Below are 13,421 nucleotides of genomic sequence, written 5' to 3' on the forward strand. Positions count from 1 at the left end.
GAACCGCGAGCCGCATGCGTGCGGAGCGCGGAAGGGTCGTCACAAGACCACAGGAGTCACACCTTGGCCAAAAAGAACTTTCTCGATTTCGAACAACCGATTGCCGATCTCGAAACCAAAATCGAAGAACTGCGCTACGTCCAGACCGAATCGGCGGTCGACATCTCCGCCGAGATCGAGCAGCTGTCGGGCAAAAGCCTGCAGCTCACCAAAGACATCTACAGCAACCTCACGCCCTGGCAGATCACCAAGATCGCGCGCCACGCCGATCGGCCCTATACGCTGGACTATGTGCGCGACATCTTCACGCACTTCCAGGAACTGCACGGTGACCGCCACTTCTCCGACGACCTGAGCATCGTCGGCGGCCTGGCCCGCTTCAACGGGCAGCCCTGCATGGTGCTGGGCCATCAGAAAGGGCGCGACACGAAAGAGCGTGGTCTGCGCAACTTCGGCATGACCAAGCCCGAGGGCTACCGCAAGGCGCTGCGCCTGATGAAGCTGGCCGAGAAGTTCAGGCTGCCGGTGTTCACCTTCGTGGATACCCCGGGCGCCTATCCCGGCATCGACGCCGAGGAACGTGGCCAGTCCGAAGCCATTGGCCGCAACATCTTCGAGATGGCGCAACTCGAGGTGCCGATCATCTCCACCATCATCGGTGAAGGTGGCTCGGGCGGTGCGCTGGCTATTTCGGTGGCCGACCAGGTGCTGATGTTGCAATATTCGGTTTACTCGGTGATCAGTCCCGAGGGCTGTGCTTCCATTCTCTGGAAGACAAGCGACCGTGCCAGCGATGCCGCCGATGCGCTGGGCATCACCGCGCACCGCCTCAAGGCGCTGGGCCTGGTGGACAAGATCGTCAACGAACCGGTGGGTGGCGCGCACCGCGACCACAGGCAGATGGCCGCGTTCCTCAAGCGCGCGCTGACCGACGCGTGGCGCCAGGTGGCCGACCTCAAGGTCAAGGAGCTGGTGGACCGCCGCTACGCGCGCCTCAACAGCTACGGTCGTTACACCGACACCAAGGCCGAGAGCAAGTCGGACAAGCACTGAGAGTCTGAGAGTCTTTCGCTCATGCCCGCTCACCACGCCAAAACGCACCCGCTCGTCGTTGCAAATGCGCGCCATAGCCCGAGCTATGGCTGTGCTTTGCGCCTTGATCGGGCACGTTGTGGCGCGTTGCTCGGTCACGCCCGAAAAACTCTCAGACTCTGAAATGAACGTTTCGCCCGCACCCGCCGATCCCTGCGAGCAGGCGTTGGCGGCGTGGTGTGCCCGCTGGATGCCCGCGAGCGCAGAGGCCAGCGCATTTCAAATCACGGTGGCGGTGGCCTACAGCGGCGGTGCCGACTCGACGGCCTTGTTGCTAGCAGCCCATCAGCGCTGGCCGGGCAGGGTGCTGGCCCTGCATGTTCACCACGGGCTGCAGGCGGCGGCCGACGGTTTTGAAGCCTTCGCCAGCAGTTTTTGCGAGCTCCACGGCATTGGCCTGCAGGTGCGCCGCGTGCAGGCGGCACATGCTCCGGGACAGAGCCCTGAAGATGCCGCGCGGGCCGTGCGCTACACCGCGCTCGCCGACATGGCGCAGCAGGCGGGTGCGTCCATGGTGCTGCTCGGGCAGCACGCCGACGACCAGGCCGAGACCTTGCTGCTCGCGCTCAGCCGGGGCGCCGGACTGCCCGGCTTGGCGGCCATGCCCGACCGGTTCGTGCGGCATGGCGTGGTGTTTGGCCGTCCCTTGTTGGGCTTGCCGTCTGCCGCTTTGCGCGAATGGCTGGATGTAACGGGACACGCCTTTGTGGAAGACCCGACCAACACCGACCTGCGCTACACCCGCAACCGCATCCGGGCAATCCTGATGCCGGCCTGGGAGGCCTGTTTTCCGGGCTTTCGACCGCTGCTCGCGCGCAGCGCGGGTCATGCGGCTCAGGCGCAGGTGTTGCTGGACGATCTGGCCCGGATCGATCTGGCGCAGGCCGGCATGCCCCCCGCCATCCCGGCGTTGCAGTTGCTCAGCCGCGAGCGCCAGGGCAATGCACTGCGCCACTGGTTGCGCCAGATTGCGGGTGTGGCCGCGAGCACGGCTCAGCTGGACGAGTTGTTGGACCAGGTGGCCGATTGCCGCACGCGCGGCCACCGCATCCGCATCAAGGTGGCCAGCGGTTTCGTCACGCGCGAAGGCGGGCATCTGGCCTTTGCACCGGTGGACGGCGTCCCGTCGATATAATTCCAAGGCTTTGCCGGGCGCGTTTTGCGCCCTCGCCTGGGCCGCCATGTCAGGTGTTGTGCGCCCTGTTTCCTCGATTTTTCCAACCCATTCCAACCCGATGGCTTTGATTGTTCACAAGTACGGCGGCACCTCCATGGGGTCGACCGAGCGCATCCGCAACGTGGCCCGGCGCGTGGCCAAGTGGCACCGGGCCGGTCACCAGATGGTGGTGGTGCCCAGCGCCATGAGCGGCGAAACCAACCGCCTGCTGGGCCTGGCCAAGGAGCTGGCCCCGAGCAAGGCCGGCAGCGCCTATGGCCGCGAACTCGACATGCTGGCCGCCACGGGCGAACAGGCCTCTTCGGCCCTGCTGGCGATTGCGCTGCAGGCCGAAGGCTTGGAGTCGGTGAGCTACGCCGGCTGGCAGGTGCCGATCAAGACCAACAGCGCCTACACCAAGGCACGCATCGAATCGATCGACGACCAGCGTGTGCGCGCCGACCTGGATGCACGCAAGGTGGTGATCGTGACCGGCTTTCAGGGTGTGGACCCGGACGGCAACATCACCACCCTCGGCCGCGGCGGCAGCGACACGTCGGCCGTGGCCGTGGCCGCCGCGCTGAAGGCGGCCGAATGCCTGATCTACACCGACGTGGACGGCGTCTACACGACCGACCCGCGCGTGGTGCCCGAAGCGCGCCGCCTGTTGCGCGTGAGCTTTGAAGAAATGCTGGAAATGGCCAGCATGGGCAGCAAGGTGCTGCAGATCCGTTCGGTGGAATTTGCCGGCAAGTACAAGGTGCCCCTGCGTGTGCTTTCGAGTTTCACGCCCTGGGACATCGACCTGAATGAAGAAGCCGCCTCCGGCACCCTGATCACTTTTGAGGAAGACGAACAAATGGAACAAGCCGTCGTTTCCGGCATTGCCTTCAACCGCGACGAAGCCAAGATCTCCGTGCTCGGCGTGCCCGACAAGCCGGGCATTGCCTACCAGATCCTGGGTGCGGTGGCCGAGGCCAACATCGAGGTCGACGTGATCATCCAGAACCTGAGCAAGGACGGCAAGACCGACTTCAGCTTCACGGTGCACCGCAACGATTTCCAGAAGGCCATGGACCTGCTCAAGGGCAAGGTCGTGCCCGAGCTCGGCGCGGCCGACGTGGTGGGCGACGCGCGCATCTGCAAGGTCAGCATCGTCGGCATCGGCATGCGCAGCCATGTCGGCGTGGCCAGCCGCATGTTCAAGTGCCTGAGCGACGAAGGCATCAACATCCAGATGATCTCCACCTCGGAAATCAAGACCTCGGTCGTGATCGACGAGAAGTACATGGAGCTGGCCGTGCGCGCACTGCACCGCGAGTTCGATCTGGACCGCACCGAAGACAGCATTGCCGGCTGAAATGGCCTGTGTTGCCCTGTGAGAGCCGGGCAACTTGAGGCATAATATGTGGTTCCGGAGCGATGACCGAGTGGCCGAAGGTGCTCCCCTGCTAAGGGAGTATGGGGTGTAGAGCCTCATCGAGGGTTCGAATCCCTCTCGCTCCGCCAGTAAGACAAGGCTCCCACGCAAGTGGGGGCCTTTTGTCTTTCTGAAGCCCCTGTTTCCGCGGGCTTGCGCCGGTCTACGGCGTGGGGAATGCAACCGTGGTTGTCGATCAAGACCGACCCGGGTGTTTTCCCCTTCCCCCAAAAAACAGCCGACGGCCGAGGATGGTGGAGCGGACTTCGGCTTTCTCTTCAGGGCCGGGACTCGCGCCCGAGAGCGGCGGGGACGTCGGGCAGGTGCTCAGCGTGAACCAGGCGCTTGACCCTGACGAGCGCCTCGGTGGGCAACGCTGCCAGGGTTTGTGCCAGCTCAAGCGCACGTTCGCGCAGATCAGCCGGCTCGGCCAGCTCCCAGACGATCCCCCATTGGTGTGCCTGCTCCGCGTGGATTTCCTGCCCCAGCCACAGCAGTCCCTTCGCGCGGCTGGTGCCCACGATGCTTGGCAGCAGCATATGGATGCCACCCGTGGCCGGCAATCCCAGCGGAGTCTCGGGCAGCTTGAAACGCGCATCGGTGCCCGCGACGATCAAATCGCAACCCAGTGCCAATTCAAAGCCCGCACCCACGGCCCATCCCTGGACCGCTGCGATCACCGGTTTGGGCCCCTGAAGCAGCCCGGATGCGAGTGTCTGCAGCGTCTGTACGAAGCCATCGGTGGGCGGATCGTCGCGGTCCTTGCCGGCACAGAATCCTCGTCCTTCTGCGGTGATGAGGATCACGCGGACCTGGTCGTTGTGCATGCCGTCATTGACGGCCTTCGCGAGTTCCCTGGCCAGCTGATGCGTGAGCGCGTTCAGCCGAGCGGGTCGATTCAGCCGCAGTTCGAGCACGCGACCGTGTAAAGAGTGGATGAGCTCGCTGGTGGTGGTGGTGGACATGGGGCTATCGTTCTGGGGCAAGCAGTTCAAGGGCCTTTTTCAGAAGGGACTTGAAATCGATTTTGCCCTCGGGCGTCACGGGCCACTCGCCTTCCCACGGTAGAAACTCCTTGGGCACCTCATAGGCCGCCATTCGCCCTTTGCATGCCTCACGCAGTGCGATGGCGCCCGGCATGCCATGGCCACTGCGCATGCGCACGAAGCTCACCACCTTGGCGCCCCAGTAGGCGTCGTCCACGCCCAGTGTCTTGACGTCGTCGACGCTGTCGATGAGGATTTCCAGCAGCTGTGTGGTGACACGGGTTGTCGAGACGTTTTCGCCCCCGGACTTGATGACGCCGCCCAGACGGCCCAGGTAGGTGACGTAGCCGTTGTCCAGGTGGCCGTAGTCTCCGCTGTGGAAATAGCCTTCGGCGTCGAATGCCTTGAGGGTTTCGTCCGGCTGGGCGTGGTAGCCGCGGAACAGGAAGGGGCTTCGGTAGCAGATCTCGCCGGGCTGGCCCTGGGGCAGGCGCTCGCCGGTCTCGATGTCCTTGATGACGACCTGCACGCCGGGCAGCGGTCGTCCGTGCGTGTGCTTGTTGATCGCCTCGTCCACGCAGTCGTGATCGGCCAGGGAAACCAGGGGGCCGTTCTCTGTTTGGGCGTACAGGTTGTTGATGGTGGCCCCGGGCGGGCACATGGCTCGGACCAGATCGTAGGTGCGGGGTTCACCCGCGAGGATGGCCTTGCAGATGGTGAACTGGTGTTGCCCGAACGCCGGCAGGCGACGCATGCCTTGCCAGTGCGCATCAAAGCCGAAGGTGCAGGTGCAGCGGTGGCGGTCGATGAGCTTGAGCGCCCCGAGGGGATGAAACCCGTCCATGAGCACCAGGGTCGTACCGCAGTACGCCAGGTTCATGGTGAGGGCGAAAATGCCACTGTTGTGATAGAAGGGCGCGAGGTTGATGTACCGGTCGTCTTCGGTGATGCGCAGGTTGCGCGCGCCGAAGTGGGCCGTGGCCAGCGGTGGCCGGTGGTCCCACAGCGCGCTCTTGGACAGCGAGGTGGTGCCCGAGGTCTGGCACATGAACTGGATGTCGGTGGGCTGGCCCGCGTCGATGAGGCCTTGCAGGCGGGCCTGGTCCACGGGGCGGGACGGATCTCGCAGGGTCTCGAAGTCGAGATAACCATGCGGTACAACCCCCGATCGGCCGACGCAGACCACCTGCTCCAGCGAGGGCAGGGAGGTCGCGCGCATCCGCCCGGCCTCGCTGGCCAGATCCGGCAGCGCGCCCTGCAGCAGGGCCAGCACATCGCGCGGCCCCTGGCGGTCGACGGTGACGATCAGCTTGGGCGCGTTGCGCTGCAGCACGCCCCGCAGTTCCTGCGTGCCCCACAGCAGGTTCAGCGGATTCACGATGGCGCCGACCTGCAGGGTGGCGAAGTAGAGCACCGCGAACTCGGGCGTGGAACTGGGCAGGGTGGACACGACATCGCCCTTGCCGATGCCCAGATCGATCAGGCCCTGCGCGACGCGCTGCACCTGGTCGTGGAGGTCGCGGTATCGAATCGCCTGCTCCTCGAACACGATGGCCACGTGGTCGCCCCTGAGGGCACAGGTCTGGCCGAACAGCTGGGGGATGGTGCGGTGGTACCAGCCGTGGGAATGCAGGCGTTGGGGCAGCATGGGGATGTCTTCGGCAGAGGTGTGGGGGGTGGGAGGGCCCAGGGATGACGGCCCTCCCGGTTCAGCGGATCACTGGCTCACGCCGTGGACTTTGACGTCGACCTTGGAGTAGACCTCGTTCCAGTACAGGTCGGCCAGGGCTTCGGCGCTGTTGACCGGCTCCACCAGTTTTGTCCACTTGGTGATCAGGGGCCGCATGGCGGCAATCAGCTCATCGGCGCGTTTGACACCGTGCTGCTTGCTGTACAGGGCACCCACATTGGGCAGGTCGGCCTCGATGGCTCCCCGCGAGGTCTTGAGGAATTCCGGCGAGGCCTGGTGCACCTTGGCGCCCTTGGCAACCGCCTGCTCCATGTCGCGTTTGGCGTAAGTGAAGTAGCGGTAGGTGGTCTGCGCCCCCATCACGGTGCCGGCACGCAGTATGCCGCGGCGCTGCTCTTCGGTCAGCTTTCGCCAGACATCCCGGTTGATGTTGGTGGTAGCACCGTTGAAGACTCCGCCAGGCAGCTCGGGCGTGATGTCGGAGGTCACCTCCTTGAGGTTCAGTCCGCTGAGCTCGGGCGCCGACTGGATGCTGCACTCCACGACCTTCTGCTTCATGGCTTCGAAGATCTCGTTGCCTGGCATGGAGACCGGTGTGGCGCCCACCTGGCGTGCCCAGCGTGCCCACGCTGCGCCGCCGGCGCGCAGGCGAGCCCCCTTGAGGTCATCGAGCGTGCGCATGGGTTTGGTGCACAGCAACATGTAGGGGGAGCTGGCACCCGTGCCCGTGAACACCTGGTTCTGCTTGCCGTAGTCGACGTTGCATTCGGGGCAGTGGTTGAACACGAACTCGGCCATTGCGCCACCGAACGCCATGCCGGCCTTGCCGCTGGGGTCGTTCTGCAGGGCCAGCAACATGGACAGTTCGGATGCCATGTTCACATGGGGGAACTCGGCCGGGCTGTAGGGTGTGAGCACGTAGCCGATATCGGCCAGACCTTGTTTGAGGCCTGACGACATCTCGGCGAGGTTCAGCAGCGACAGGTCGTACACACGAAGGCTGACGGAGTTGTTCGTGTGCTTTTTGACCGCTTCAGCGTAGATCCGGGCCGCCTCAGGGGCGGCGCCGGTCGGAAATCCGACGGCGTAGCGCAGCGTGGTCTGTGCGCTGGCCGTGGCGGAGGCCAGCAGACCGGAGGTCAGGGTGGCGGCGATGAGCAATGGACGGATGTGTCGCATGATCGGTTTGTCTCTTTCAGGAATGTTCCCGTCGCCGGGAGGTGGGTGGGAATCTTTGGTGCTCTGTCGGAGGGCCGCTGGCGGCGAAGAGATGCCAGTGGCCGGGCCGAGCGGGCCGGCTCAGTCACGGAAGACCGGGCGACGCTTCTCGCGGGCGGCGTTGACGGCTTCTTCCAGGTCCTGCGAATACAGCATGGCCGCGTTCCAGGTGGCGACGTGTTCGAGCCCGTCGCCAATGCGGTGGTCGCGTGCGTGGTTGAGCATGTGCTTGGTGCCGCGCATGGCCAGCGGTGACTTTTCGGCCAGCGTTCGTGCCACGGCACCCACGCCTTCAGCAAGCGCCTCATCGCTTGCGAAGCAGCGGTTGACCAGGCGAATCGCCTGGGCTTCGGTTCCATCCACGCGACGGCCGGTGAAGGCCATCTCACGTGCCAGACCTTCGCCGACCAGCCGTGGCAGGCGCTGCAGGGTGCCCACGTCGGCCACCAGACCCACATCGATCTCCTTGACGCAGAACCAGGCCTGGGTGCTGGCATACCGGAGATCGCATGCCGCAATGATGTCGATGCCGCCACCCACGCAGGCCGCATGCACGGACGCGATCACCGGCTTGGGGCAGCGCTCGATGGCGGTGACCGTGTCCTGGATGTCGAGAATGTGTTCCCGCAGCCTTTCCCGCGCGCGACCCTCGCAGCCGTCGGCGGTGAGCTGCCTGAGCGCATCAAACGTGCCCAGATCAAGGCCCGCGCAGAAGTGTCGACCCCGCGCCTCAAGAATGCCGACGCGCGCTGCCTCGGTGCGAGCGAGCCAGCGCATGGACTCGCGCAACTCGTCCCACATGCGCAGGTTGATGGCATTGGCCTTGTCGGGGCGGTTCAGCGCAATGCGCGCAACCCCTTGATCCAGGCTGACGGAGAGGGTCTCGAAAACCGGTATCTGCATGGTCTCAGCCCCTGCAAGAGAAGCGCGGCGCGCGTTTTTCAAGGAATGCGCGCACGCCCTCGCGGGCATCATCGCTCGCACCGCAGGCCACCATCCCCAGGTGCTCCATGTTCAGGTGTTGTTGCAGGCTGTGCGAGGCGGCCTGGTCCACCAGGGCCTTGATGCGTGCGAGTGAACCGCTGGCCCCCTGTGCCAGCGAACGGACCAGCGCCTGGGCAGCAGGCATCAGTTCGTCATCGGCATGCACCTCGGCCACCAGGCCGGCTGCCAGACATTGCTCCGCCGAGAGGGGTCGGTTGGTGAACAGGATGTGTTTGGCGCGCATGGGGCCGACCAGGCGGGTCAGGGCCCAGGAGACCCCCACGTCCGGACTCAGTCCGATGGCCGAGTAGCCTCCTCGCAGCTTCATGGACTGTGAGGCCAGGACGATATCGGCACACAGGGCCACGCCGATGCCGCCGCCACCCAGCGATCCATTGACCGCGCTCACGACCGGCACCGGCAGCGTGGACAGGGTGTGGATACAGGCGTGCAGGGGCGGGATGCTGCGGTCGAGCAGGGCGGCGATGTTGTCCGACGCGGCAAAACCCCGGATGTCGCCACCCGCGCAGAAATGAGGACCCCGCGCCGAGATCAGCACGGCGCGCACCTCACCCCGGTCGCAGGCCTGCGTCAGTTCATGCGTGACCTTGATGAGGGTCTGTCCGGTGGCCTCGTCAAGCACATTGGCCTGTTCGGGCCGATTGAGCGTGATGTGCGCGACGGCGTCTTGAATGCTCAGCAGGATGGGAGGGTTCATGCGCCACAGTGTGGAAGTAGCGCTGCCTTGCGTCTTGCGTTGACTGGCTGTTGCGGTGTGCAGGCCGGGCAGTCACGGGCCACGGCGACCTGTGCCGCTAGAGAGACGCTGCCAGTCGCATGCCTTCGTCGATGGCGCGTGTGGCATCGAGTCCGCTGGCGATCCTTGCGCCGCCGATCGGAGTCACGGCGATGCCCGCGGCCTCAAGGCCTGGACGCAGACTGTCCTCGGGCTCCTGACCCGCACAGATCACGACGTTGTCCACCACCAGCGTGCGAGGTTCGCCCCGCACGGTCATGTGCAGTTCCAGCGCCTGACCGTCACGGTGGCGCGTGATGCGTTCGTAGTGCACACCTGTCCAGATCGGCACCTGACGTCGTCCCAGCAGGGCGCGACGGATCCAGCCAGTGGTCTTGCCCAGGCGCTTTCCCGGGGCTTCATCGGTGCGTTGCAGCAGCCAGACCTGCCGTGCCGGCTGCGCCGGCTGTGGCGCGACCAGACCCCCGCGGTGGCGCACGCTTTCATCGATGCCCCACGTCGCCGCAAAGTGTGCCCGTTCATCAGCAGTACCCAGGTCCTCGTGGGTCAGCATCTCGGCGACGTCAAAACCAATGCCGCCCGCCCCGATGATGGCCACCCGCTGGCCCACCGGCACGCGGCCCTCGATGACGTCGGCATAACCAGCCACCCCCGGCAGATCGATGCCGGGCAGGTCGGGTTGCCGTGGGCGCACGCCGGTGGCCAGCACGACGTGATCGACGCCGGTGGCGGCAAGGTCCGTGGCGTTGACGGCGGCTCCCAGCTGCATTCGCACGCCAAGCTGCTGCAGACGATGCCCGTAGTAGCGCAAGGTCTGTGTGTACTCTTCCTTGCCGGGGATGCGGCGAGCCAGGTTGAACTGACCACCGATGTCCGCCGCGGCGTCGTACAGCGTGACGTCATGGCCACGCTCGGCGGCCGTGACGGCGGCGCTCAGACCGCCCGGACCTGCGCCGACCACCGCGATCTTGCGCCGCGAGGCGGCGGGGGTGATGTTCAGCTCGGTCTCCCGGCAGGCCCGGGGATTGACCAGGCAGCCGGAGATCCGGCCCGAGAAGACGGCATCCAGGCACCCCTGGTTGCAGGCTATGCAGGTGTTGATGTTCTGGCTCTGCCCGACCCGGGCCTTGTTCACAAACTCCGGGTCGGCCAGCAAAGGCCTGGCCATCGACACCAGGTCGGCATCGCCGCGAGCCAGTATCTGTTCGGCGACGTCGGGGTCGTTGATGCGGTTGCTGGCCACCACGGGGATGCGCAGCAACTTCTTCAACCGCGCGGTCATCCCGACAAAGGCCGCGCGCGGCACCAAGGTGGCGATGGTGGGCACGCGCGCCTCATGCCAGCCCACATAGGGGTTGATGATGGAGGCGCCGGCGTCCTCGATGGCGCGCGCCAGCATGACCACTTCGTCCCAGGTGCAGCCGCCTTCGACCAGGTCAAGCATCGAGAGCCGGTAGATGAGAATGAAGCGGGGGCCGGTGGCGGCGCGCACGCGGCGAACGGCTTCGACGGCAAAGCGGATGCGGTTCTCGGCGCTGCCGCCCCATCCGTCGGTGCGCTGGTTGGATCGGGGTGCAGCAAACTGGTTGATCAGGTAGCCTTCTGCGCCCATCACTTCGACGCCGTCATAGCCTGCGCTCTGCGCCAGACGCGCTGCGTGGGCGTAGTCATCGAGCGTTCGCTGGATGTCGGCCTCGCTCATGGCGCGAGGCGTGGCGGCCGACAGGGGCGATTTCAGTGCGGATGGCGAGATGCCGTGCGGGTGGTGGGCATAGCGGCCGGCGTGCAGCAGTTGCAAGGCAATGAGTGATCCTTGGGCATGCACCGCATCGGTGATGGCGCGGTGGGGCGCTGCGTCGGCCGGCACGGACATCGTGCGCATGCCGGCGAACATGTTGCCTTCTGCATTGGGCGAGAGGCCGCCGGTGACGATGAGGGCCACGCCGCCAGCAGCGCGCTCTGCATAGTAGGCCGCCATCCGGGCGATGCCTTCGGGGTGCTCCTCGAGGCCGGTGTGCATCGAACCCATCATGACGCGGCAGCGCAGCGTGATCTGGCTGCCGTCTGCATGGGTGATGGTGAAGGGCGAGAGCAGACAGGGGTATGGAGACGTCATGCGACGGCATTTTCCTGGCGCCTGGCATGGTGCGTCTTGCGGAATCTGGTCGGGCGCCAGGCCTTGCGAGAGGCAGCAGCCCGGGAGGGCGGTGCAGCCATTGGGCGCAAGACTCGGTACCGAATTGCCAGCAGACTGATGTGTCCGCACCTGCCACTTCTTCGATGAGAAAGGTCCATCTGCATGCCATTGCCAGCTCCCGATCGTCCGCGTGTATCTGCCCAGCAGCGACATATCCGTATCGAAGGCTTCCGCCGTGATGACGCTCTCTGGGATGTGGAGGGTCACCTGATCGACACACTCGCGCGCGATGTTGAAGTGGGCGGTCGCTGGCTCCGTGCCGGTGAGTCCATGCATGCCATGAGTCTTCGCCTGACCGTCGACGGAAGTGCCCGGATCAGGGCCGCCGTGGCTGCGTCGGACGCGCACCCCTACGTCGGCGTGTGCGGCGGGATCACACCAGCCTACGAAAAAATAGTGGGGCTGCAGGTCGGTCCGGGATTTCGGCGACGGGTGCAGGAGCTGTTCCCGGCCTCCGGCGGATGTGCCCATTTGACCGAACTTCTCCTCACCATGGGCACAGGCGTGTTGCAGACCTTGGCCGGTTCGGTGGACCGGGATCCGCAGACCCGGCCGATCGGACTCGATGGTTGCCATGCGCTCATGAGCGATGGGCCTGTGGTGCGCGAGTTCCTGCCACTCTGGTATCGCGAGGCGGCGGTGGTTGCGCCATCGACGTGACGCTGGCTGGCTTTCAGCCGGCCTTCGGGCTGTAGCTGCGCGCCATGCCCGCGCGCACATCCATCTGCACGCCATAAGGCGGTATCGGGTAGCGCAAGCCATTGGCTGACAGGCGCTCCAGCCCGTCGATGGCCTGGGCCAGCTGTGCCGGTTTCAGCGCCAGCAGCAACTCGTCGTCGGCCACGCCGCCGTAGCGACGCTCGGGAAAACAGGGCAGGGCGAGGCTGGGTTCGCCGGTGGCCAGGGCCCTGCCCCAGGAGTCAGAGCAGGCAGACTCGCCGACCGCGCCCCATTCCAGTTTCCGGTAGCCTGCCCACTGCAGGCCATTGATCAGCAGGATCATCTGGGCCGGATTGGCGTAGACCAGGGCAATGTCGGGATCGACCAGGCGACCGGCATTGAGCGGAGACACGGCCATGGCGCTGTAGCGGCCATGCGGCGCGCAATGCATGGCTTTCTGGTGCGCGGCGGCGTCCTCGGGGGTGGCAAACCACACACCCACGAACGGTTCGCCTTGGTTGAATGTGTCGTCGCGCGGCGTCAGGCCCAGCACGGCGCTGCACTGGGGACCCACCAGGTCGTCGGCGGTGATGCCGATCGTGTAACCCATGCGTGCAGCCTGGCCTACGATCTGGTCGGCGGTATGGATGGCCGAAGGGCGGCGGATGCGCGGTACCGCCAGCATGTCCTGCACGTCCCCAAACAGCTTCATGGCCACAGGGGTGGTCTTCAGGCGAAGCAGGCGAAAGAGGGCATCGGTCATGGCGTTGCCGTTTGTGGCGTCGCAGCGGCTGGAGGCGTCAGGGGAGGGGGATGGCTTGGTCATCACCACAGTGTCCGTACTCGGTGTGGCGAAGGTCTTGTGCGCACTGGCTGTCTGTTCGCCGCGCAGCCACTGGATTCACACCGACCTGAACTGCCTGTCGGCCATTCAGTACGCCGTGGATGTGCTGGAGGTGCGGCACATCATGGTGGTCGGTCACCACGGCTGTGGCGGCGTGATGGCTGCGCTTGAGCCGCGGCGTGTGGGTCTGGCCCATCACTGGATCCATCGTGTGGAAAACGTGCGCCATGTGCATGCGCGGCGCAAGGCGGCGCTGGCCGAGCTCTGGCGTCGCCCGCCGCCCCCGACAGCGGCTGACCGAGGGCTGATGCACAGGTGACTCCGGCGAGGCATGGTCGGCACCGGGCAGCCAGTTGGCACAAGACCTGCACATGGGCGGTGCATAGGATGGGTCGCATGCCGGCCGGGCGGCGGTTC

The 13,421-nt window shown here is 65.7% G+C and carries 11 protein-coding genes, 1 tRNA gene and 1 pseudogene; 6 read left to right on the forward strand and 7 right to left on the reverse strand.

Features of this window, described 5'->3' with window-relative positions; genetic code table 11:
- Positions 1-63: 63 nt before the first annotated feature.
- From AC23D4_RS01145 to AC23D4_RS01160, 4 genes are all read left to right on the forward strand, one after another.
- Complete coding sequence (locus tag AC23D4_RS01145; RefSeq protein WP_472888510.1) at positions 64-1,053, forward strand: acetyl-CoA carboxylase carboxyltransferase subunit alpha; 990 nt, start codon at positions 64-66, stop codon at positions 1,051-1,053.
- Positions 1,054-1,282: 229 nt separating this feature from the next.
- Positions 1,283-2,227: a tRNA lysidine(34) synthetase TilS gene (gene tilS / locus AC23D4_RS01150; protein ID WP_472888555.1), complete on the forward strand. Its 945-nt coding sequence runs from the start codon at positions 1,283-1,285 to the stop codon at positions 2,225-2,227.
- Positions 2,228-2,327: 100 nt separating this feature from the next.
- Positions 2,328-3,608: an aspartate kinase gene (locus AC23D4_RS01155; protein WP_472888511.1), complete on the forward strand. Its 1,281-nt coding sequence runs from the start codon at positions 2,328-2,330 to the stop codon at positions 3,606-3,608.
- 56 nt (positions 3,609-3,664) lie between these two features.
- Positions 3,665-3,757, forward strand: a tRNA-Ser gene (locus AC23D4_RS01160).
- Positions 3,758-3,946: 189 nt separating this feature from the next.
- Here the strand turns inward: AC23D4_RS01160 and AC23D4_RS01165 are convergent.
- The 6 genes from AC23D4_RS01165 to AC23D4_RS01190 form a co-directional block, all read right to left on the reverse strand.
- Positions 3,947-4,633: an enoyl-CoA hydratase/isomerase family protein gene (locus AC23D4_RS01165; RefSeq protein WP_472888512.1), complete on the reverse strand. Its 687-nt coding sequence runs from the start codon at positions 4,631-4,633 to the stop codon at positions 3,947-3,949.
- A gap of 4 nt (positions 4,634-4,637) precedes the next feature.
- The gene (locus tag AC23D4_RS01170; RefSeq protein ID WP_472888513.1) at positions 4,638-6,302 is read right to left on the reverse strand and encodes a class I adenylate-forming enzyme family protein; all 1,665 of its coding nucleotides are present in this window, start codon (positions 6,300-6,302) and stop codon (positions 4,638-4,640) included.
- Between the two features lie 69 nt (positions 6,303-6,371).
- Positions 6,372-7,523 (reverse strand): C4-dicarboxylate TRAP transporter substrate-binding protein, encoded by a 1,152-nt coding sequence (locus tag AC23D4_RS01175; protein ID WP_472888514.1) that lies wholly within the window; start codon positions 7,521-7,523, stop codon positions 6,372-6,374.
- A 120-nt stretch (positions 7,524-7,643) separates the two neighbouring features.
- Positions 7,644-8,465: a crotonase/enoyl-CoA hydratase family protein gene (locus AC23D4_RS01180; RefSeq protein ID WP_472888515.1), complete on the reverse strand. Its 822-nt coding sequence runs from the start codon at positions 8,463-8,465 to the stop codon at positions 7,644-7,646.
- Between the two features lie 4 nt (positions 8,466-8,469).
- A complete protein-coding gene (locus AC23D4_RS01185) occupies positions 8,470-9,264 on the reverse strand; it encodes an enoyl-CoA hydratase/isomerase family protein (protein WP_472888516.1) in 795 nt (264 codons plus the stop codon).
- A gap of 97 nt (positions 9,265-9,361) precedes the next feature.
- Positions 9,362-11,419 (reverse strand): oxidoreductase, encoded by a 2,058-nt coding sequence (locus AC23D4_RS01190; protein WP_472888517.1) that lies wholly within the window; start codon positions 11,417-11,419, stop codon positions 9,362-9,364.
- 183 nt (positions 11,420-11,602) lie between these two features.
- Between AC23D4_RS01190 and AC23D4_RS01195 the strand changes: the two genes are divergently transcribed.
- The gene (locus AC23D4_RS01195; RefSeq protein WP_472888518.1) at positions 11,603-12,160 is read left to right on the forward strand and encodes a DUF2889 domain-containing protein; all 558 of its coding nucleotides are present in this window, start codon (positions 11,603-11,605) and stop codon (positions 12,158-12,160) included.
- A gap of 13 nt (positions 12,161-12,173) precedes the next feature.
- On the opposite strand, the gene AC23D4_RS01200 is transcribed toward AC23D4_RS01195, so the two are convergent.
- Complete coding sequence (locus AC23D4_RS01200) at positions 12,174-12,986, reverse strand: DUF169 domain-containing protein (RefSeq protein ID WP_472888519.1); 813 nt, start codon at positions 12,984-12,986, stop codon at positions 12,174-12,176.
- A gap of 73 nt (positions 12,987-13,059) precedes the next feature.
- On the opposite strand from AC23D4_RS01200, the pseudogene AC23D4_RS01205 reads away from it, so the two are divergent.
- Positions 13,060-13,272 (forward strand): annotated as a pseudogene (locus tag AC23D4_RS01205) (carbonic anhydrase); the annotation flags it as partial.
- Positions 13,273-13,421: the final 149 nt, after the last annotated feature.

It is taken from the genome of Hydrogenophaga sp. L76, assembly GCF_057654755.1.

Excerpts from the sequence above, each read along its gene's own strand:
- AC23D4_RS01165 (WP_472888512.1), bottom strand. The coding sequence starts at position 4,633 with ATGTCCACCACCACCACCAGCGAGCTCATCCACTCTTTACACGGTCGC.
- AC23D4_RS01180 (WP_472888515.1), bottom strand. The coding sequence starts at position 8,465 with ATGCAGATACCGGTTTTCGAGACCCTCTCCGTCAGCCTGGATCAAGGG.
- AC23D4_RS01185 (WP_472888516.1), bottom strand. The coding sequence starts at position 9,264 with ATGAACCCTCCCATCCTGCTGAGCATTCAAGACGCCGTCGCGCACATC.
- AC23D4_RS01200 (WP_472888519.1), bottom strand. The coding sequence starts at position 12,986 with ATGACCAAGCCATCCCCCTCCCCTGACGCCTCCAGCCGCTGCGACGCC.
- AC23D4_RS01175 (WP_472888514.1), bottom strand. The coding sequence starts at position 7,523 with ATGCGACACATCCGTCCATTGCTCATCGCCGCCACCCTGACCTCCGGT.
- AC23D4_RS01170 (WP_472888513.1), bottom strand. The coding sequence starts at position 6,302 with ATGCTGCCCCAACGCCTGCATTCCCACGGCTGGTACCACCGCACCATC.
- AC23D4_RS01155 (WP_472888511.1), top strand. The coding sequence starts at position 2,328 with ATGGCTTTGATTGTTCACAAGTACGGCGGCACCTCCATGGGGTCGACC.
- AC23D4_RS01195 (WP_472888518.1), top strand. The coding sequence starts at position 11,603 with ATGCCATTGCCAGCTCCCGATCGTCCGCGTGTATCTGCCCAGCAGCGA.
- AC23D4_RS01190 (WP_472888517.1), bottom strand. The coding sequence starts at position 11,419 with ATGACGTCTCCATACCCCTGTCTGCTCTCGCCCTTCACCATCACCCAT.
- tilS (WP_472888555.1), top strand. The coding sequence starts at position 1,283 with ATGCCCGCGAGCGCAGAGGCCAGCGCATTTCAAATCACGGTGGCGGTG.